The following is a 20553-nucleotide window of genomic DNA, read 5'->3' on the forward strand; positions in this document are numbered from 1 at the left end:
TGCCATGACCTACACCGCCAAAGACCGCTACACCGCCGAGCTCGATTCGATCCGCGAGCAGGGCCTGTTCAAGGGCGAGCGCATCATCGTTTCGCCGCAGTCCGCGGAAATCGAGCTGGCCAACGGCCGCAAGGTCCTCAACTTCTGCGCCAACAACTACCTGGGCCTGGCCGACCACCCGGATGTGATCGCTGCTGCGAAGGAAGCGCTGGACACGCACGGTTTCGGCATGGCCTCCGTGCGCTTCATCTGCGGCACGCAGGATCTGCACAAGCAACTGGAGGCGAAGATCGCCGAGTTCTTCGGCACCGAAGACACCATCCTCTATGCCGCCTGCTTCGACGCCAACGGCGGCCTGTACGAGCCGCTGCTGGGCGAAGAGGACGCGATCATCTCCGACGCGCTCAACCATGCCTCGATCATCGACGGCATCCGCCTGTGCAAGGCCAAGCGTTTCCGCTACGCCAACTGCGACATGGCAGACCTCGAGAGACAGCTGCAGGCTGCCGACGCGGCCGGTGCGCGCACCAAGCTGATCACCTCGGACGGCTCGTTCTCGATGGACGGCTTCATCGCGCCGCTCGAGCAGATTACCGCGCTGGCGACGAAGTACAACGCGATGGTGCACATCGACGAGTGCCACGCCACCGGCTTCCTGGGCGCCACCGGCCGCGGCTCGGCCGAAGTGCACGGCGTGATGGACAAGATCGACATCTTCACCGGCACGCTCGGCAAAGCCCTGGGTGGCGCACTGGGCGGCTTCACCACGGGCCCCCGTGAGGTCATCGAGCTGCTTCGCCAGCGCTCGCGTCCCTACCTGTTCTCCAACTCGCTGCCGCCGCACGTGGTGGCCGCGGCGATCAAGGTGTTCGACATGCTGGTATCGGCCGGCGAGCTGCGCACCCGCGTGCAGGAGAACACCGCCTATTTCCGCGAAAAGATGACCGCCGCCGGCTTCGACATCAAACCGGGTGTGCACCCGATCGTGCCGGTGATGATCTACGACGCGCCCAAGGCACAGGCCATGGCGACGGCGCTGCTGGAGGAAGGCATCTACGTCACCGGCTTCTTCTACCCGGTGGTGCCGCAAGGACAGGCGCGTATCCGTACGCAGATGAGTGCGGCGCATACGCGCGAGCACATCGACCGTGCGATTGCCGCATTCGCCAAGATCGGCAAGCAGCTTGGCGTGATCTGAGTTCCAGGGAGCCCTGTTCCCGGGGGGAGAGGGCTCAGAGCCGGGGGCTGGTGGCTTGAGGCCTGGCGCGCAGCGCCTCGATTTCTTCGGTCGCAAGATGACGCCACTGGCCTTTCGGCAGGTCACCCAGCCTCAGCCCGCCAATGCTCACCCGCACCAGCCGCAGCACACCGATGCCGTGCGCGGCGAGCAGGCGACGGATGTGCCGGTTGCGCCCCTCGTCCAGCACGATCTCCAGCCAGGCGTTCTTGTCGCCCGCGCGCAGCAGTTCGGCCTGTCGCGCGACCAGCCGCTCTCCCTCATCGAACACGCCCTCGCGCAGGCGAGCCAGCAGCGCCGCGTCCGGCAGGCGATCGATCTGCACGTGGTAGGTCTTCTCCCGGTGCGTGGCCGGGTCGGTGATGCCCGCCGCCCAGACCGTGTCATTGCTCAACAACAGCAGACCTTCGCTCGCCTTGTCCAGCCGTCCGACCGGCCCTAGCCACGGCAGATCCGCCGCGACGAGGGCGTCGTAGACGGTGGCGCGGCCGCGCTCGTCGGCTGTACTGACCACCAGCCCGCGAGGCTTGTTGAACATCACGTATACCCGTGTGGACTCGCCGATCGGCTGGCCGTCGACGGTGATGCCGCCTTGTCCCTGCGCGACCGGTCGCTCCGGATCAAGCACCACGCGCCCGTCCAGCGCCACACGCCCAGCGCGGATCCACTGCTCGGCCTGGCTGCGCGAGCACACGCCGCGCTTGGACAGCACGCGGGCCAGGCCGTGGCGTACACCATCACGTGCGGGAGCGGACGAAGGGCGGCGCGAAGTAGGCATCGCGAAAGCGTATCGGTCGTGCCGGAACCACGGCAAGGGTGCGGTGCCGACGTGCGAGTGGCACCGTCCCATCCGTTGCGAAACGGCGCGCATGAATCCGAAAAAAAAGCCCGGCCGAAGCCGGGCTTTTCGTGTTGCCGCTGCGATCCGGTTACTGCTGGACCTGCAGTTCGGTACGGCGGTTGCGCGCGCGGCCCGAGTCGGTGTCGTTGCTGTCGATCGGGTCGGCTTCACCGTGGCCGATCGGTCCTTCCAGGCGGCTGGCATCGATGCCGTGCGAGGTCAGGTAGTCGTACACGATCTTCGCGCGACGCTCGGACAGCGCCTGGTTGTAGGCGTCGGTGCCCACCGAGTCGGTGTAGCCGGCGACCGTCACGTGCACCTGCGGGTAACGCTGCAGGGTATCGACGGCCTGATCCAGGATCGCCACCGAATCGGAGCTCGGCTCGGCCAGCGACTTGCTGATCTGGCTGGCATCGACGTGGCCCTTCTTCGGGTAGTCGAACTTGAAGTTCACGCCGCGCAGGTCGATCACCACCTTCTGCGGGCAACCGTCCGGACCGACGATGGTACCGGCGGCGGTGGCCGGGCACTTGTCGTCGCAGTCGTTCACGCCGTCGTTGTCGGAGTCCTTGGTCGAGCAGTCGTTGACCGGAGCCGGCGGCGGAGCGGCGGCCGGCTGCGGGGCAGCGGCAGGCTCACCGAAGCGCGACACGATGCTGAAGCCCAGGAACCAGTCGCCGTAGCCGTCCTGTGCCGGCTGGCTCTTGTTGTCCCAGTCGTAGCGGTAACCGGTCTCGATGCGGATGTCCGAGCTCTCCGCGACGGTCTTGGACACGCCCACGCCCAGTTCGGCAGCCGGCGACCAGCCGTGATCGCCCGGGTTCTGATGGAAGCTGCCCATCACACCGGCGAGCACGTACGGACGCCAGGCGTTCCAGTCGCCACCGTAGAAACGTGCGGCCACGCCGACGTTGTTGTTCGCCCACTTGCCGCCGCCCACCGCGGTGTCGCGGTTACGCTTGGTGCGATCGACGAACAGGTCGATGGAAGCGTTCGGAGCGACGAAACGGCCAACGCCCAGGCCATAGTAGAACTGGCGGCTGTTGGTGTTGCGGTCGGTGTCGTTGTAGTAACCGCCGAGAGTCGGGGCGATATACCAGCGGCCATCGTAATCGCCCGTGCTGGGCGTGGTGGCAGCGGCGCCGGCGGCATCGGCGGTATTGTCCTGCGCGTGAACGGCACCTACGCCGCCCAGGGCCAATGCAATCAGAAAATACAAGCCCTTACGTTTCATCAGGTGTCTCCTTCATTTATTGGTGTTCGCAGCCGTTTCACCTCGTACGGACCGCGCGTCTCACTTTGACTTCCGGAAGCTTGAGCCGCCCCCTCGCTTATGTCCCTACGGGCAAGCGGCACGGAGTGTAGCAAAACCGTTAAGTCGTTCACGCCCGCGTGGGTTCCCCGGTGAGGCCTTGTTCAGCAAAGACCTTTATCCATTGCCGCCCGAATGGCGTGGATGTGGCGTGAAAATGAGAAAACCCGGCCATCGGAGCCGGGTTTTCCGTGAAATGCGTTGCAGGCGCCAGTCTGATTGCGCCTGAATGCAATTGCGCTAATTGTATTTAAAGCGTGAACAGTCCCAGGAAACGCTGGATCGGCATTGCATCGAATGCAGCCGGGTCGGCCGTCGCCTCCAGGATGGCCTTGACCCGATGCGCCGGCAGGTGTCCGCGCAGGGCGGCCTCAAACTTCTTCAGCAGCACCGGAATGCCTTCGGCGCGCCGCTTGCGGTGGCCGATGGGGTAGTCGATGGAAACCTTCTCGCTGGACGAGCCGTCCTTGAAGAACACCTGCAACGAGTTGCCGATGTAGCGTTTGTCCGAATCGAAATAGTCCTTGGTGAATTGCGGGTTCTCGCGCACCTCCATCTTCCCCCGCAGTGCATCGATGCGCGGGTCTGCCGCGATATCGTCGTTGTAATCCGATGCATCCAGGCGACCGAAGATCAACGGCACCGCCACCATGTACTGGATGCAGTGGTCGCGGTCGGCGTAATTGGCGAGCGGCCCGGTCTTGTCGATGATGCGCACGCCCGCTTCCTGGGTTTCGATAACGATCTTTTCGACCTGGTCGAGCCTGCCCGCGACCTGCGCGTGCAATTGCATGGCGCATTCCACGGCGGTCTGGGCATGGAATTCGGCCGGAAAGCTGATCTTGAACAGGACGTTTTCCATTACGTAGCTGCCGAAGGGGCGCTCGAACTGGAACTCGTTGCCCTTGAAAGCAACGTCGTAATAACCCCAGGTCTTGGCGCTGAGCGCTGACGGATAGCCCACGACGCCACGGTAGACGGCATTGATGGCGTGGGTCACCGCCCGACGGCATGCGTCGCCCGCCGCCCAACTCTTGCGCGGGCCGGTGTTGGGCGCGTGGCGATAGGTGCGCAGCGCGCCGTTGTCGATCCAGCTGTGGGACACCGCCGTGGTGATCTGATCCTTGCTGCCACCCAACATGGCGGTAGCCACGGCCGTGGAGGCCAGGCGCACCAGGATCACGTGGTCCTGGCCGACCCGGTTGTAGCTGTTCTTCAGCGCATAGCAGCCCTGGATCTCATGCGCCTTGATGGCATAGCTGAGCACGTCGCGCACGGTGAACGGCTGGCCGCCCTCGCGCTCGGCCTTCCGGCTCAGGTAATCGGCCACCGCCAGGATTGCGCCCAGGTTGTCCGACGGATGGCCCCACTCCGCTGCCAGCCAGGTGTCGTTGAAGTCCAGCCAGCGGATCTGCGTACCAATCGCAAACGCACCCTGCACCGGATCGAGCTCATGGCTGGTGCCCGGCACGCGGGTGCCGCCCGGCAGCGTGGCGCCCGGCACCAGCGGCCCCAGATGCTTGACGCACTCGGGGAACTTCATCGCCAGCATCGCCGTGCCCAGCGAGTCGAGCAGCATGTAGCGCGCGGTGTCGTACGCCTCTTTCGACTCGATCCGGTAGTCGGCCACGTAGTTGGCGACGTCGACCATCGGCTGGTCGGGATCGGGGCGGACGGCAGAGCGGATGTCGTAGGCACTCATGTGGGCTTCTCGCGGCGGGAAAAACCGCCATTGTATCCGGCAGTACCTTTGGCTGCCTTCCTTGCGGGAACGCATCGCCGCGGCTGCCGGCAGTGGCGGCGCACCGGGGCGCGCCTGCAACGAGGTCAAGCTTGACCGCCGACGCTGGCGCCCCCGACAATCGCCGCACACCCAAAGGGGAGTAGTTCCGGAGCCATCATGGCTCCGTGCGGCGGTCGTCATCACGGGCACGTTCGTGCCCCGGTCGCCCCGGCGAGTACCTTTCGCGAACGAGACTTTTGCGGTGGCGACGGGCCTTTGCGCGTGCCCGCCGCCATCGCCATGAGTCACGCGCGGGAATCCCACCGATGGAACTCAGCGGCACCGACTTCTTCTCCGGCCTCCTGGCCATCGTCCTGCTCGACCTCGTGCTCGCCGGCGACAACGCGATCGTGATCGCGCTGGCCGCACGCAACCTGCCCAAGTCGCTGCAGAAGAAAGCCGTCTTCTGGGGCACCTTCGGCGCCGTCGCCGTGCGCGTGGCGCTCACCGCCGTGGTGGTCTACCTGCTCAAGCTGCCGGGCCTGATGCTCGCGGGCGGGTTGTTGCTGCTGCCGATCGCGTGGAAGCTGCTCAAGCCGGACGACGAGAGCGGACACGAGGTGGACGCCTCCAACAGCTTTTGGTCCGCGCTGCGTACCATCGTGGTTGCCGATGCGCTGATGGGGCTGGACAACGTGCTGGCGATCGCCGGCGCCTCCAAGGGACACCTCGGCCTGGTGGTGCTTGGCCTGCTGATCAGCGTGCCGCTGGTGGTGTGGGGCTCGACGCTGATCCTCAAACTGATCGGGCGCTTCCCGGTCATCGTGTACCTGGGCGCGGGCGCGATCGCCTGGACCGCGGGCCGCATGATCGCCCACGACCACCTGCTGCGCGGCTGGTTCGACACGCGTCCGTGGATGGGCTACGTGCTGGATGTCCTGCTCATCGTGCTCGTCTGCGGTGGCGGCTGGCTCGCCCAGCGCAAGCGGTCGGCGACATGAGCAAATGCACACGCGACCGCTATCGGTCGCGGCCCTCCTTGCTTACCAGCGCAGGTTCACGAACGCCGACGGCCCGCTCAGGGTCATGTCCAGATCCGCGTCATAGGCACGGCGGTTCCAGTGCAGCTTGATCTGGCTGTAGCCGTATTCCAGTCCGAGCCCGATGTGCTGCCACGGCAGCCATTCCAACCCCAGCGCGGCGTTGTAGATGTGGCCGCTGATGCGCCCACCGTTCTTGCGCACGCCCGAGGCGTCCAGGTACATGCGCCACTGGTCGCTGAAGCTGTGCCGCCAGCCCAGTTGCAGCATGGGCGCCCACGCGCTGTCGTTGCTCGTGCTGGTGACCGAGACCGGCTGTGGTCCGCCCACGCCCAGGTCGTAGGCACCGTCACCGGCCAGCGCGGTCTTCACCCGGTACCAGCCCGCGCCCAGACCCACGCCGTAGGCATCGTCGCCCTGTCCGAACCACCAGCGCCAGGCGACGCTGCCGAAGTCGAAATCGAGCTTGGCGCGGACGTCGGCATTGGCGCTGTAGTCCACGCCGTCGTAGCTGATGTCGCGCGCCAGTACCTGGTGGCTGGAGCGATTGATGCCGTAGTAGTCCAGCGCCAGTCCCTGGTGCTCCCCGATCAGGAAGTCGGCACGCGCACGCGGCACCGTCCCGTCCTGCCTGAAGCCCAGGTCGTCCTCGAGGTTGATCTTGGCGCTCAGGATCTCGCTCGGATCGGCCAGGGAGATGTCCGTATCCATGTTGGCGAAATAGCCGCCCAGCCGGAGGCTCGCCCGATCCGGAAGTGCGGGCGAGTCCTGCGCCGAGGCGATGCTGCTCGCCAACGCGAGCGGGATCAGGACAAGACCCGCGCCAAGCGCGGACCACGACGGGCGGTTTGCTGGATGCGGCATGCACGGCTCCCTTGGAAAAGGCAGCCATGGTAGCCAGGGCCCCGTGGACAGGCCGTGGACTGTACGGTCGTCCTCTTCGCATCCGGGCGAGCCATCGGCTGTGCCGATGTCGCGCAGGAGTGAGCCCCCGCCATCCTCACCCTCACCCGGCCCCCTCCTGCAGGAGAGGGCTGGACGCAGGCGCTTCAGCGCTTCTCGATCGGCACGTAGCTCTGGTCTTCGGGCCCCGTGTAGTTCGCGCTGGGACGGATGATCTTGCCGTCCTGACGCTGCTCGATCACGTGCGCGCTCCAGCCGGATGTGCGCGCGATGACGAACAGCGGCGTGAACATGGCGGTCGGCACGCCCATCATGTGGTAGGCGCTGGCCGAGTACCAGTCGAGGTTGGGGAACATCTTCTTGAGCTCCCACATCAGCTTCTCGATCCGCTCGGACACCTCGAACAGGGTCGGGTTGCCGCCTTCGGTGCACAGCTTGCGCGAGATCTCCTTGATGATCTCGTTGCGCGGATCGGACACCGTGTACACCGGATGGCCGAACCCGATGATGATCTCCTTGCGCTCCACCCGCGCCCGGATGTCGGCCTCGGCATCGGCCGCGCTGCGGTAGCGAGCGATGATCTCCATCGCGACCTCGTTGGCGCCGCCGTGCTTGGGACCGCGCAGCGCGCCGATCGCGCCGGTGATCGCCGAATACATGTCCGAGCCGGTGCCGGCGATCACGCGCGCGGTAAAGGTGGAGGCGTTGAACTCGTGCTCGGCGTAGAGCACCAGCGACTTGTCCAGCGCCTGCGCGTGCAGTTCGCTCGGCGCCTTGCCGTGCAGCACGTGCAGGAAGTGCGCGGCGATCGAGTCGTCGTCCGTCTGGGTCTCCACGCGCTTGCCGTTGTGGCTGAAGTGGTACCAGTACAGCAGCATTGAGCCGAAACTGGCCATCAGGCGGTCGGCGATGTCGCGCGCGCCGGTGAGGTTGTGGTCCTCCTTCTCCGGCAGCACCGTGCCCAGCACCGAGCAACCGGTGCGCAGCACGTCCATCGGATGAGTCGCGGCCGGAAGCAGCTCGAGCGCACCCTTGACCGGCGCAGGAAGGCCGCGCAGGCGCTTGAGCTTCGCCTTGTAGTTCTGCAGCTCGGTCCAGTTCGGCAACGCACCGTAGACCAGCAGGTAGGCTACTTCCTCGAAGCAGCCCTTCGCGGCCAGGTCGTGGATGTCGTAGCCGCGGTAGTGCAGGTCATTGCCGCTGCGGCCGACCGTGCACAGCGCGGTATTGCCGGCCGGTACGCCGGACAGCGCGACGGATTTCTTCGGCTTGGGGAGGGTTTGCTCGCTCATCGGGGTTCTCCTTCAGACTTGCGGGTGCGTGGGCGGAGCCTGCGGCCCGCCCATACGAATGGGTGCAGGCCACCTGGCGGCCTGCGGGTGGGTGGCCGGTCAGTCCTTCCTGTCGGCGAACAGCGCGTCGAGCTTGTCCTCGTAGGCGTGGTAGCCGAGGAAGTCGTACAGCTCCTCTCGCGTCTGCAAGGTGTCGATGACGCCTTTCTGCGTACCTTCGCGGCGCACGGTTTCGTAGAAGTTGAGCGCCGCCTTGTTCATCGCGCGGTAGGCGCCGCAGCAGTACAGCGCGATGTCCACGCCGGCCGAGCGCAGCTCGTCAGTGGTGAAGAAAGGCGTGGAGCCGAATTCGGTGAGATTGGCCAGGATCGGAACCTTCACCGCGGCCTTGAACTTGCGGTAGTCGTCCAGCGTCTTCATCGCCTCGGGGAAAATCATGTCGGCGCCCGCCTCGACATAGGCGCAGGCACGCTCGATGGCAGCGTCGATGCCCTCGACCGCCGCCGCGTCGGTGCGCGCCATGATCACGAAGGACGGATCGGTACGCGCGTCCACGGCGGCCTTGACGCGGTCGACCATCTCCGCCCTGGAGACGACCTCCTTGCCCGGCCGATGGCCGCAACGCTTCTGGCCGACCTGGTCCTCCATGTGCACCGCGGCGACGCCGGCATTGACGAAGGAGCGGATCGTGCGTGCGATGTTGAACGCGCCGCCCCAGCCGGTGTCGATGTCGACCAGCAACGGAAGCTGGGTGGCATCCACGATGCGGCGCGCGTCCGTCAGTACATCCTCCATCGTGCTGATGCCGAGGTCGGGCATGCCAAGCGAATTGGCCGCGACGCCGCCGCCGGAAAGGTAGAGCGCCTTGTAGCCGACGCGCTTGGCCATCAGCCCGGCGTAGGCGGTGATCGCGCCCATCACCTGCAAGGGTTGTTCTGCGGCCAGCGCGGCACGGAAGCGGGCGCCGGGGGATGCGGTGGGGGACATGGAAGGCTCCGCGGGAAAAGCACCATTTTAGCGCACCGCCCGCCCTGCCCCCTGTCCGGGGCTTGACCCTCACCGAGGAGGCCAACCCTTGCCGCCGACATCGGCGAACTTGCCCGGCGCTGCGGATACCGTCCGCGCGCGTTGGGCGACGCCATGGACGCCGGCGTACAGCCGAGCGGTGGCCACGCCCGCCGGTTGGCGCGTCGCCGGATCGAACTCTTCCGCGCCTATGCCGGGGACGACCCGGCCACGCACGCGCGCATCCGCGAGGCCCACGCAAACGAGCCGGACCTGCGCGGCGGCAATTCGGTGGGACCCGACGATGCTGGCGCATGTGCGTCTGGCGATAGAGGCGGCGGGTCAGGCGCGCCGGGACAGCTGACTTACGCGTCCGGCGCAGGTGATGGAAACCCTTTGCGCGGTTACCTAGAGCGTGCGCGGCCCACCCGTGCACTGTCGCAAGAGTGCCCCCTCACCCCAGCCCTCTTTCCGGCAGGGAGAGGGAACAGGACACGTTGGAATGCAAGATGCGATGGCTTGCCGATTCGCGCCCTCTCCCCGCCGGAGAGAGGGCCGGGGTGAAGTGCGGGGAGTGCCGGCCGAGCCGGTCACCAGGCTTGTTGGCCGTTGGGCCAACGAAAAAGGGCGGCCAGGGCCGCCCCTTTTCAACCGGGCTCGAAAGCCTTATTTCTTCGCAAATAGATGCTCGACGCCGCCACGCTCCTCGCGCAGCTCCTTGTCGGTCGCGTCCATGCGGGCGCGCGAGAAATCGCCGATCTCCAGGCCCTGCACGATCGCGTACTTGCCATCCTTCACGGTCACCGGATAGCCGTAGATCACGCCCGGGGCGATGCCGTACGAACCGTCCGACGGAATGCCCATCGACACCCAGTCGCCCTCTTCCGTGCCCAGCGCCCAGGTGCGCATGTGGTCGATCGCGGCCGAGGCGGCCGAGGCGGCCGACGACGCGCCGCGGGCCTTGATGATGGCCGCGCCGCGCTGCTGCACCGTCGGGATGAAGTCGTTCTCGTACCAGGCCTGGTCGACCAGGTTCAGTGCCGGCTTGCCGTCGACGGTGGCGTGGTGCAGGTCCGGGTACTGGGTCGAGCTGTGGTTGCCCCAGATGGTGACCTTCTTGATCTGGGTCGTGTGCTTGCCGGTCTTCTCGGCCAGCTGCGACAGCGCGCGGTTGTGGTCCAGGCGCACCATCGCGGTGAAGCACTTCGGATCCAGGTCCGGCGCGTTCTGCTGGGCGATCAGGGCGTTGGTGTTGGCAGGGTTGCCGACCACCAGCACCTTGACGTCGCGCTTGGCGTGGTCGTTCAGCGCCTTGCCCTGCGGGCCGAAGATGGCGCCGTTGGCCTCCAGCAAGTCCTTGCGCTCCATGCCCGGGCCACGCGGACGGGCACCGACCAGCAGCGCGTAATCGACGTCCTTGAAAGCCACGTTGACGTCGTCCGTGGCCACCACGCCGGCGAGCGTCGGGAACGCGCAGTCGTTGAGCTCCATCACCACGCCCTGCAGCGCGGGCAGCGCCGGGGTGATCTCCAGCAGGTGCAGAATGACCGGCTGGTCCTTGCCCAGCATGTCGCCGGCGGCGATGCGGAACAGCAGCGCGTAGCCGATCTGGCCAGCGGCGCCGGTGACGGCAACTCGGACGGGGGCTTTCATCACTTCACTCCTTAAGGTTCAAGAGGTGGACGTGCGGCCCACCAAGGCAGGTAATCGAAAGATCAGGCCAGTTCGGCGAAGAATTCCTGGATGCGCTTCAGGCCCGGCTCGAGCTGGGCCGTCGGGCAGGTGTAGGAGATGCGCAACGAGTGCGGCTCGCCGAAAGCCGAGCCGGGCACGCAGGCCACGCCCTTGGCTTCCAGCAGCGCCGCGCAGACGTCCACGTCGCTGTTGATCGGCGTGCCGTTGTGCGACTTGCCGAAAGCGACGGAAATGTCCGGGAAAGCGTAGAAGGCGCCCTGCGGACGCGGGCACACCACGCCGGGAATCGCGCGCAACGCGGCGACCACGACGTCGCGCTTCTGCGCAAACTCCGCGCACCTGGCCTGCGGCACGTCCTGCGGACCGCTGAATGCGGCGACCGCGGCCGCGGTGATCACTTCCGGCACGCTGGTGATGTGGTTGGAATTGAGCGTGGTGACCGCCTTGGCCACCGATTCCGGCCCGGCGAGCAGCCCCACGCGCCAACCCGGCATGCCGTAGGTCTTGGACACCGAGTCGACGAAGATCAATCGATCGCGCAGCTCGGGCCGGGCGAATACGAAGTTGTGGTAGCCGATCCCGTCGAACACCATCGAGTTGTAGATGTCGTCGGTGATGATCCAGGTGTCCGGATAGCGCACCAGCACGTCGGCCAGCGCGGCGATTTCCCCGGCCGTATAGACCATGCCGGTCGGATTGGACGGGTTGTTGAACAGGAACACCTTCGGCTTGCGCTTCAGTGCCTCTTCCAGCTGCGCCGGCGCCAGCTTGTAGTTCTGCGTCGAGGGGCACGGCAGCACGTTGATCTTCGCGCCGACGATGTCCGCGATGTCGCGGTAGGTGGTCCAGTACGGCGCGGCGAAGCAGATCTCGTCGCCCTCGTCGAGCAGCGCCTCGGCCAGGTTGTAGAGCACCTGCTTGGCGCCGATCCCGATGGAGAGGTTCATGCGGCCGTAGCCGCTGAAGCCGAGCGCCTCGATGTGCTTGAGGAAGGCGTCCAGCAGCGGCTCGGCGCCGCGGTTGCTGCCGTACTGGCCGGAGTCGTGGCTGAGCGATTCGCGCGCCGCGGCGTAGACGTGCTCGCCGGGCAGGAAGTTGGGAACGCCGATGGAGAAGCTGATGATGTCCCTCCCCTGCGCCTTCAACTGCCTGGCCTTTTCGGCGATGACCATGATCGCGCTGGGTTTGGCGCGACCGACACGCTGGGCGAGCTGGGGCATGGCTTCCTCGGGGAGTGGGAGTGAGGTAACCGGCGGATTTTAGCACGCGGTCTGCAGCCGCTTGGCGGAATGGACCGGGACGCCCTGCCAGCGGCGGCGATTTGCACCAGTGGTCGCCCGACGTCTTCCCCGTCGCGGGAAAGACGCCCGACCCGGGCTCAACCGCGCTGGTCGAGAACCGTATTCCATTCCTTGACGCGGTCGGCCTGGGCGGCAAGCAGCGCGTCAACGTCGCCTTCGACGATCACCTTCTCGATGGTGTCGCCCTGGCGGATCGCGTTGACCACCTTCTGGTCGTCGCCGCCGACCACTTCGCCGAACACGCTGTGCTTGCCATCCAGCCACGGGGTCGGGCCGTGGGTGATGAAGAACTGGCTGCCGTTGGTGCGCGGGCCGGCGTTGGCCATGGACAGCACGCCCGGCTTGTCGTGGCGCAGCGAGGGGTGGAACTCGTCCTCGAACTTGTAGCCGGGGCCACCGGTGCCGGTGCCCAGCGGGCAGCCGCCCTGGATCATGAAGTCGTTGATGACGCGGTGGAACGACAGTCCGTCGTAATAGCCGCGGCGGGCCAGGTTGACGAAGCTGGCGACGGTCACCGGCGCCTTGTCCTCGTGCAGGCGCAGATGGATCGGGCCGCGGTTGGTCTCGAACGTGACGTTGATGGTCATGGCAGTCCCTGGGACGTGAGCGAAAGGCCGGCAAGGATAGCGCAGCGACCGGCCTTCGCCCGTGAACCGCCGCGTCAGTGCACTGCGGGCGCCCCGGCGCCATCGGCAGTGGCAGGCGCCTGTGCCGGCGCGCCCTGTAGCAGCTGGTGCAGCTTGAGGTAGACCGCGTTGGTCCAGCCGAAGCCGATCACGTTGGTGGTGTAGCCGGCGGTGATCTTTACGTCCGCGTTGCCCAGCGCCATGTTGTATTTCTCGCGGATGGTGCCGTCATGGGCGAAGCCGGTTTCCACGGTCCCCATGAACTTGTGCGCCAGGCGCTGCGCATCGTCGCGGAAGCCGTAGGCGTCCAGGCCCGAGATCGCCAGCCAGTTGGTGGGCGCCCAGCCGAACGGCTCGTCCCACTGTGCGCCACTGCTCAGGTTGTCCATCGACAGGCCGCCCTTGCGCTCGAACACGGCCAGGTGCCTGTCCAGCGCAGCGGCCTGCGCCTTGGAGGCGATCCCGGCCCACAGCGGCCAGTAGGTGGTGACGTAGGGTTGGGTCGAGGGTTTGCCGCGGATGAAGTCGTAGTCCATGAACATGCCGCGCTGCTCATTCCACAGGTACCTGTCCATCGCCGACTTGCGGTGCGCCGCGGCATTGGCCCACTGCTGCGCCTCGGCCACCTTGCCCAGCTGCAGGGCGAGGTCGTGCAGGTCACGCTCGTAGCGGTAAAGCAGGCTGTTCAAGCCCACGCCGGCGTAGTGGTGGGTGGTACCGCCGTAGGGACCGAAGTGGAAGTTGGTATCGAAGCCGGACTCGCGCATGGCGCGGTCGCCTAGGTAGTAGTCCGCGCTCAGGCGGTAGCCCCTGGACCAGGCGCCGGCGCAGACGCTCGATGCTTCGACGTCGCAACTGCTCGTCTTCAGCCTGGCGGCCTCGGCCGCATCCGGATGCTCGGAACCCTTTACCAGGTAACCGGGATCCTGCTTCGGATGGGCAAGCACCCAGTCGATCACGCCGCGGTAGTACTCGCTGCCGTGCATTTCCGGCACCGGGCCGGCACCCAGGTCGAAGTAGCGTGCCAGTCCGGTGTCCCCCGCGCGGTGCTCCGGCCGCGTCCAGATGTGGTAGTTGGCGACCACCAGCGGATAGGCATGGACCAGCCAGGCGTGGCGCTCTGCCTCGTCCTTGAAGGCGCCAGGGGCGGCCAGAACGTCGGCCACCATGCGGCTCAGGAACGGCGGCTGCGAGCGGGTCAGGTAGTAGGTGCGGTTGGCATTGAGCACACCGCCGTAATGCTCGACCTCGAACAGCATGTTGTCGGTCATGTCGCGCGCCAGGTCGTCGCGCTTGTCCGCGAGCAGACCCAGCTGGATGAAGTAGCTGTCCCAGCCGTACATCTCGTTGAACTGGCCGCCGGGGACGACATACGGCTTGGGCAGGTAGAGCAGGCCCTCGGCGGGCAGTGCCGAGGGCATCAGGTCGCCCAGCTTGCCGATGCGCCTGGGCAGCGTGCGCACCTCGACGTTGCAGCGCCTGGCGACCGCGTCGATGCCGGCGGGCTTGCCGATGCCGGCCGGCAGGTAGAGCACCGGGCGCGCGTCCATCTTCGGGTCGTGCAGCGCCGAGCAGTCCTCCAGCGAGCGCGTGAGGGTGTCCCAGGCCTTGTGGATGTAGGCCTGCGTCTTCGCCGGGCTCGGCGTGGCGGCACCGGCGGCACTGGAAAGGACCAGCGCGGTGGCGCCGAGGAGGGAAACGATCCGCGGACGGGTCTTCATGGATGGGCTTCCTCTTGCGGTGGGGCGGCAAGGTGGCGCTCGAAGAACGCCACGATGGTGCGGTAGGCCTGCCGTGACTCGGGCAGTCCGGGGTCGGAGAAGAACGAATGCCACATGCCTTCCCACACGTGCAACTCGGCCTCGACGCCAGCCTGCGCCAGCAGCGCCTGGCTGTGCACGACCGAGCTCATCGCCATGTCGCGCGTGCCGGTGACCAGCAGCGTCGGCGGGAAGTGTTTCAACAGCGCGGGCGACAGGCCCGGCTGCACCATCGGGTCGTCGGCATCGACGCCATGGAAGTACGGCAGCGTGGTGAGGTCCAGCGGCTCCGCCGGCACGCCCTGCCCGTTGAGCAGCGGTCCGATGTAGGCCGAGTCGCCGGCGATCGTCACCAGCGAACCGCAGAACGTGCCGATCGCGCCGGGCACCGGCAGCTGGTCGGCGATGAAGCGCGCCACCGCCTCGCCGGTGAGGATGCCGCCCGCGGAGCAACCGTAGATGCCGATCTCCGCCGGCCGATGGGTTTGCAACAGTTTGCGGTAGACCGCCTCCACGTCTTCGCTCGCCGCGGGAAAGCGGTGTTCGGGCCCCTGGCGATAGTCGAGCGTGATCACCTCGATGCGTCCCAGGCTCGCGATCGGGATGGCCTCGACCAGCCCGCCACTGCCGGCGCCCCACAGGAACGCGCCGCCATGCAGGTTGATCAGCACGCGATGGCGGTTGGCGGCGCTCGTGCCTTGTGCCGGCATGACCACGTCGGCACCGACACCCGCAATGGTCTCGTGGCGCACCGTGACCGGATAGAGCTTGCGCATGCGCGCCGCGCGGTCGCTGTTGAGGCGATCGTAGAAGCGCCTGCTCTGCTCGATCGGTGCGCTGAGCGGCGGCGCCTGGGCGCCGGCCGCGAGCATCTTCGGGAAGAACGCACGCGCCTGTGTTGAGGCAAACCGCGAATACGGGATGGCTACCGACGAGGCCGTGACCGTGCCGTCGGGTGCGACGCCTGCCTTGTCCCCGGCCCATGCCGAAGCCGCGTACAGGGCCAGCACGAATCCCAGGGCGCCTGCGTTCACGGCGTGCCCTCCGCCGGTCGCCGCGTGAGCACGGCGCGACCGTCGCGGCCGCGACTTACGGTGATGTCGTAGTACGCGCCGCGCAAGGCTACGTGGGTCATGGTGAAGGACTGCCACGCGGGCGGCAGCACCGGCGCGTACGCCTGCACCAGCCCGCCGGACTGGAGGCGCAGGCCGGTGAAACCGTACTCGATGGTCTGCAGCAGGCCGCCGGCCGCGGTGACGAAGTATCCGGTGTTGTTGTTCGGCGTCTCCGTGCGCACGTTGAAGGGTGGCTGCAGCACACCGGCCGTGCGGTTGCGCTCGAACCAGGCACCGGCCGCGGCGGCATCGCCCAGCGTGGCCGCATAGATGGCCATGGGCGCCAGGCCCATGCTGTTGGGATCACGGTGCGACTGCGTGATCGGCGCCATCGCGTAGTCGTAGTCGCGCCGGCGCAGGCCCGGGTCCATCGGCAGGTCCAGCGTGGGCAGGACCAGCATCGGCAGCGAACTGCCGCCCCAGGAATCGATGTCGTGCGGGACCGACGGGTCGAAATCCAGATGGTGGCCGGTCTTCGCGTCGAGCGGGATGTACAGCTTGCCGGCCACCTCGGCCCAGTGCGGATCGGCCGGCTCGCCGAGCACTATCGCCGCCTGCGTCGCCAGCTGCAGGGCCTTGCGCGCGGAGACGTTGGTGAAGGTGTCATTGGGCACGTCGTTGTAATCCTCGTCCACCGAGGTGACATGCAGGATTTCATAGCGCCGGCGTTCGGGAATCCAGGTCGCGCGGCTGGCCCAGAAGTCGGCGACGGCGCGCATCACCGGCCAGCCATGGTCGCGCAACCAGGCCTTGTCGCCGCTGGCCAGCCAGTACTGCCACTGCGCGATCGCCACGTCGGCGTTGACGTGGATTTCGCGCTCGCCCAGCACGTAGGCCGCGTGCGGCGTCTGCTCGGTGCCGCGCAGCGGGTCGGACTCCCACGGGTACATCGCCCCGCGCAGGCCGCGCTCGCGGGCGCGCGCCTGCGCGGCCGGCAGCGTGCGGCTGCGGAAGTCGACCAGCGAGCGCGCCCGCTCGGGATGCAACAGCAGCAAGGCCGGAAACAGCCAGGTGTCGTTGTCCCAGAACACGTGCCCGGCATAGCCCGGCGTCAGGCCACAGGCACCGCTCGGCCAGGCCGTACCGGGCGTGACGTTGGACAGCAGGTAGTAGAGGTCCGAGTGCACCATGCGCTGGGCCTCCGGATCGCCCTCGATACGGATGTCCGAGCGCCACAGCTTTTGCCAGGCGGCGACGTGGGCCTCGCGCAGGCGGGCGAAGCCGTCCTCCCGCGCCTTGCGCACCAGCGCCAGGTCCGCCTTCGCATCGCCGCCCCAGCCCTCGCGCGACAACGCGACGAACTTGGCGAAGGTGTAGGTGTGTCCCTTGCGCACCGTGGCCTTGAGCTCGAGGGAAAGCCGCCAGGGGCTGCGGTAGATGCGTGCGTCGTTCGGCACCAGGCCTTCGGGCAGCGCCACGGCGATCGCCTCGGCCATCGCCAGGCCCTGCTCCGCGCGGCCGTCCAGCGACAAGGTCCGCGCCTGTGCGTCGCCGTGCCCGTCGAGCACGCGGGTGTCACCGTGGTACCACAGCGCCGCGCGGTCGGGCGTGGCCGGCGGGATCGCCTTGAGCGTGAGGTTGTTCGCCGCCACCGCCTCCTGCATCTGTTCGCCGGTGAGCTCGGCGAGGTCGAAGCGCGGCTGGTGCGGCGCCCACAGGTCGAGCGGGAAAGACAGCTCCACCTGGCCATCGAACTCCGGCGTGATCGACAGCTGCGTGACCGCCAGGTGCGGCGAGGCCTGGCTGACCAGCGAAGTCACCTGGACCTGCGTAGCGCGGCCATGGTCGTCGTAGCGGTAGCGCGTGGTCAGCGTGCCGTCATGCAGGTCGAGCACCTGCCGGTAATCACGAAACACGAGCGGATCGAGCGCGACCTGGTTGAGCCAGAAGTGGCCGGCGGCCGAGTGGCCGGTGCTGTAATCGATCCCGCTCCAGCCCGGCACGGCAGCCGGCCGCGAGATGTCGCCCTTCGCGTAGTCCATGAAGGCGACCATGTAGGACAGGTTGCCCTCGGTACCGCGCGGCCCGCTCAGGGTGGCGAAGTAGCCGTTGCCGAGCTGGGTGGGAAAGTAGCTGGAAAAGTCGCGGGCGGTGGCAGTGAGCAGGAAGCCGGGATCGGTGGCGGAAGCGGGCGCGGAGAGCGCGAACGCCGCGCAGGCGAGCAGCCACGGCAAGCACCGCGTCAAGCCATCGAGCAATCCCGTGCTGTCCAACAGCGTCCCTGTGGGAGCGCGCTCCGTGCGCGGCCACCATCCTGGTCGCGCACGCCATGCGCCTACAGAGGCGGCCTTGCCGATCACGGCAAGGCCTTGCGCACCAGTCGTGCCTTGCCGTCGGCGCCGCGCTCGACGTGGATGTCGTAGCGCTGCCCGCGGAAGTGCACGCCCTTGAGCGTCAGCCCGCTCCAGCCCGGCGGCAGCACCGGCGCGTACTTCGCACTCAGGCCGTCGTCGTCGATGCGCAGGCCGGTGAGCCCGTAGAGCATGCTCTGCACGAAGCCGGCCGAAGTGGCCAGGATGTAGCCGGCATTGTTGGCGGCCGTTTCGGTGCGCACGTTGAACGGTGCCTTGAGGAAGCCAACCAGGTTGCGGTCGATCCACGCGCCGGCGGCCTTGGCGTCGCCGAGTTCCGCGGCGCCGACCGCGAGCATCACCATCATCATCTCGTTGGGGTCGTCGCCGTGGCTCTTCAGCTCCTGCAACTGGAACTGGAAGTCGTTGCGGCGCACCTGCGGCGACATCGGCAGGTCGAGGTTCGGATACATCAGCCAGACCAGCGAGGAGCCCATCCAGGTGATCTTGTCGTGCGGCACGGACTTGTCGAAATCCAGGTGCCGCTGTCCGGCCTCGTCGAACGGGATGTACATCTTGGTGGCGATCTCGCTCCAGCGCGGATCGGCCTTCGCCCCCACGATGCGCGCGGCCTTCACCGCGATCTCCAGCGCCTTGCGCGCGGCGGCGTTGGTGAAGGAGTCGTTCGGCACGTCGTTGTAGGCCTCGTCGGGCGAGGTGACGTGGTGGATCTCGTAGCGGTCGTGCGCCTTGTCGTAGGTGACGCGACTGGTCCAGAAGGTGGCGATGCCCTGCAGCACCGGCCAGGCGCGGGTCTTCAGCCAAGCCTTGTCGCCGGTGGCCAGGTAGTACTGCCATTGCGCGATGGCGACGTCGGCATTGACGTGCACCTCGCGGTAGACCTCGTAGGCGAAGTGCGGGGTGACGTCCACGCCGGTCTGCGGATCGGCCTCCCACGGATACATCGTGCCGGCTACACCGTACTGCCGGGCGCGCGCGCGGGCAGGTTCCGTGGTGCGGTCGCGGAACATCACGATCGGCTTGGCGCGCTCCGGGTGCAGCAGCAACAGCGCCGGGAACACCCATGAGTCGCTGTCCCAGAACGCATGCCCCGCGTAGTTGGGCGTCAGTGCGCAGGCGCCCATCGGCCAGGCGGTGCCGACGGTGGAGTTGGACAACAGGTAGTAGAGGTCCGAATGCACCGCCTTCTGCACGGCCGGGTTGCCGTCGATCACGATGTCGGACTGCCACAGCGCGTGCCAAGCGGCCTGGTGATCGGCCAGCAGGCGGTCGAAGCCGGTCGTGCGCGCGGCCGTCGCCAGGGCCAGCACCTCCTGGTCGCTGCCCCAGCCGTCGCGCGAGAGCGCCAGGTACTTGGTGAAGACGTAGCGCTGGCCCTTGTGCAGCGTCACGGTGATTTGGAGCGAGAGCTTGGCGGGCGTCTGTTCGAGTTTGACGTCGTCCGGCGCGAGGCCTTCAGGCAGGCCGATCGCGGCCGCCTCGGCCATGCCCAGACCCTGCTGCGCCCTGCCCTTCAGCTGCAGCGTCAACGCCTTGGCGTCGCCATGGGTGGCAAGCACCCGGGTGTAGCCCGGATACCACACCGGCGCGCGGTCGGGCGTGGGCACCGGCTTGTTGTCGAGGTTCTGCCCGCTGGCGATCACCGAGGCGATCATTTCCTCGCCGCCCATGCTGGCGATCGGAAAGCGCGGCAGGTGTTCGGACCAGAGCCTGATCGGAAAGCTCAGCTGCACCGGGCCGTCGAACTGCGGAGTGATCGCGATCCGCGTGACCGCCAGGTGCGCCGCAGCCTGGCTGACGAAGGTGGTCACTTCGATGTCGCTGGCCTTGTTCGCGTACGCGAAGCGGTAGCGCGTGGTCAGCGTGGCATCGTGCATGTCCAGCGTCTGGGCGTAGTTCTGGAAGATGCCCGCATCCAGCCGCGTGCGGTTGAGCCAGCCGCCGCCGGGGTTGTAGTCGATCTCGCTCCAACCGGGGATCGCCGCGGGACGGGAGATGTCGCCCGGCTTGTAATCCATGAACGCGACCATGTATGCGGCATTGGGCTCGGTGCCGCGCGGCGAGGTCATGGTGGAGAAGTAGCCGTTGGCCAGGTAGCTCGGGAAGTAGCTGCCGAAATCCTTGGCCGTGGCGGTGAACTGGAAGCTTGGGTCGGTGGCGGCGAACGCCGGCACGGTACTGGCCGCAACAAGCAGCGCGACCTGGAAGAAACGGGCAAGCAGGCGACCGGGCTTCATCGCACCTCCTGGGGAAGAGTCCAGAAAAAGACGCCTGCGTCCGCCGGGGAAAAGCGGGCGCAGGCGATCCAGGATCGGATCAGAACATCTGCTTTCGAAGGCGTCTGGCCGGAGCCTCGGCAGCACCGGCCAGACGTTCGATCAGAACAGTTCG

General features: G+C 67.2%; 15 protein-coding genes. 2 read left to right on the forward strand and 13 right to left on the reverse strand.

The features are described 5' to 3' along the window. Positions 1-4 precede the first annotated feature (4 nt). Positions 5-1198: a glycine C-acetyltransferase gene (kbl, locus tag BMZ38_RS10220; RefSeq protein WP_091337041.1), complete on the forward strand. Its 1194-nt coding sequence runs from the start codon at positions 5-7 to the stop codon at positions 1196-1198. Between the two features lie 34 nt (positions 1199-1232). Here the strand turns inward: kbl and BMZ38_RS10225 are convergent, their stop codons facing one another. From BMZ38_RS10225 to BMZ38_RS10235, 3 genes are all read right to left on the reverse strand, one after another. Beyond that, the gene (locus BMZ38_RS10225) at positions 1233-2015 is read right to left on the reverse strand and encodes a pseudouridine synthase (RefSeq protein ID WP_091337045.1); all 783 of its coding nucleotides are present in this window, start codon (positions 2013-2015) and stop codon (positions 1233-1235) included. A 151-nt stretch (positions 2016-2166) separates the two neighbouring features. Next, positions 2167-3312, reverse strand: a complete 1146-nt coding sequence (locus tag BMZ38_RS10230; RefSeq protein WP_091337047.1) for an OmpA family protein — start codon at positions 3310-3312, stop codon at positions 2167-2169. A gap of 328 nt (positions 3313-3640) precedes the next feature. Then, complete coding sequence (locus BMZ38_RS10235) at positions 3641-5092, reverse strand: bifunctional 2-methylcitrate dehydratase/aconitate hydratase (protein ID WP_091337049.1); 1452 nt, start codon at positions 5090-5092, stop codon at positions 3641-3643. A 347-nt stretch (positions 5093-5439) separates the two neighbouring features. Between BMZ38_RS10235 and BMZ38_RS10240 the strand changes: the two genes are divergently transcribed. Then, positions 5440-6114, forward strand: coding sequence for a TerC family protein (locus BMZ38_RS10240; RefSeq protein WP_091337050.1), 675 nt, complete (start codon positions 5440-5442; stop codon positions 6112-6114). 42 nt (positions 6115-6156) lie between these two features. Here the strand turns inward: BMZ38_RS10240 and BMZ38_RS10245 are convergent, their stop codons facing one another. From BMZ38_RS10245 to BMZ38_RS10295, 10 genes are all read right to left on the reverse strand, one after another. Then, positions 6157-7017, reverse strand: a complete 861-nt coding sequence (locus BMZ38_RS10245) for a porin family protein (RefSeq protein WP_091337052.1) — start codon at positions 7015-7017, stop codon at positions 6157-6159. Positions 7018-7202: 185 nt separating this feature from the next. Further along, positions 7203-8348: a bifunctional 2-methylcitrate synthase/citrate synthase gene (gene prpC, locus BMZ38_RS10250; protein ID WP_091337054.1), complete on the reverse strand. Its 1146-nt coding sequence runs from the start codon at positions 8346-8348 to the stop codon at positions 7203-7205. Between the two features lie 99 nt (positions 8349-8447). Next, complete coding sequence (prpB, locus tag BMZ38_RS10255; RefSeq protein WP_091337056.1) at positions 8448-9335, reverse strand: methylisocitrate lyase; 888 nt, start codon at positions 9333-9335, stop codon at positions 8448-8450. A 684-nt stretch (positions 9336-10019) separates the two neighbouring features. Next, positions 10020-11006, reverse strand: a complete 987-nt coding sequence (locus tag BMZ38_RS10265) for a malate dehydrogenase (RefSeq protein ID WP_091337057.1) — start codon at positions 11004-11006, stop codon at positions 10020-10022. Between the two features lie 62 nt (positions 11007-11068). Next, positions 11069-12268, reverse strand: a complete 1200-nt coding sequence (locus tag BMZ38_RS10270; protein ID WP_091337058.1) for a pyridoxal phosphate-dependent aminotransferase — start codon at positions 12266-12268, stop codon at positions 11069-11071. A 158-nt stretch (positions 12269-12426) separates the two neighbouring features. Beyond that, entirely contained in the window at positions 12427-12936 is a 510-nt protein-coding gene (locus tag BMZ38_RS10275; RefSeq protein WP_091337059.1) for a peptidylprolyl isomerase, read from the reverse strand. Positions 12937-13010: 74 nt separating this feature from the next. Then, positions 13011-14696, reverse strand: coding sequence for a trehalase family glycosidase (locus BMZ38_RS10280; protein WP_091337061.1), 1686 nt, complete (start codon positions 14694-14696; stop codon positions 13011-13013). Next, a complete protein-coding gene (locus tag BMZ38_RS10285; protein WP_245747310.1) occupies positions 14693-15769 on the reverse strand; it encodes an alpha/beta hydrolase in 1077 nt (358 codons plus the stop codon). The genes BMZ38_RS10280 and BMZ38_RS10285 overlap by 4 nt, the downstream gene beginning before the upstream one ends. Then, positions 15766-18036 (reverse strand): glycoside hydrolase family 65 protein, encoded by a 2271-nt coding sequence (locus BMZ38_RS10290; protein ID WP_245747309.1) that lies wholly within the window; start codon positions 18034-18036, stop codon positions 15766-15768. Before BMZ38_RS10290 ends, BMZ38_RS10285 begins: the two co-directional genes overlap by 4 nt. Before the next feature lie 110 nt (positions 18037-18146). Continuing rightward, positions 18147-20399: a glycosyl hydrolase family 95 catalytic domain-containing protein gene (locus tag BMZ38_RS10295; RefSeq protein ID WP_091337065.1), complete on the reverse strand. Its 2253-nt coding sequence runs from the start codon at positions 20397-20399 to the stop codon at positions 18147-18149. Positions 20400-20553: the final 154 nt, after the last annotated feature.

It is taken from the genome of Frateuria terrea, from assembly GCF_900115705.1.
Taxonomy (GTDB): domain Bacteria; phylum Pseudomonadota; class Gammaproteobacteria; order Xanthomonadales; family Rhodanobacteraceae; genus Frateuria_A; species Frateuria_A terrea.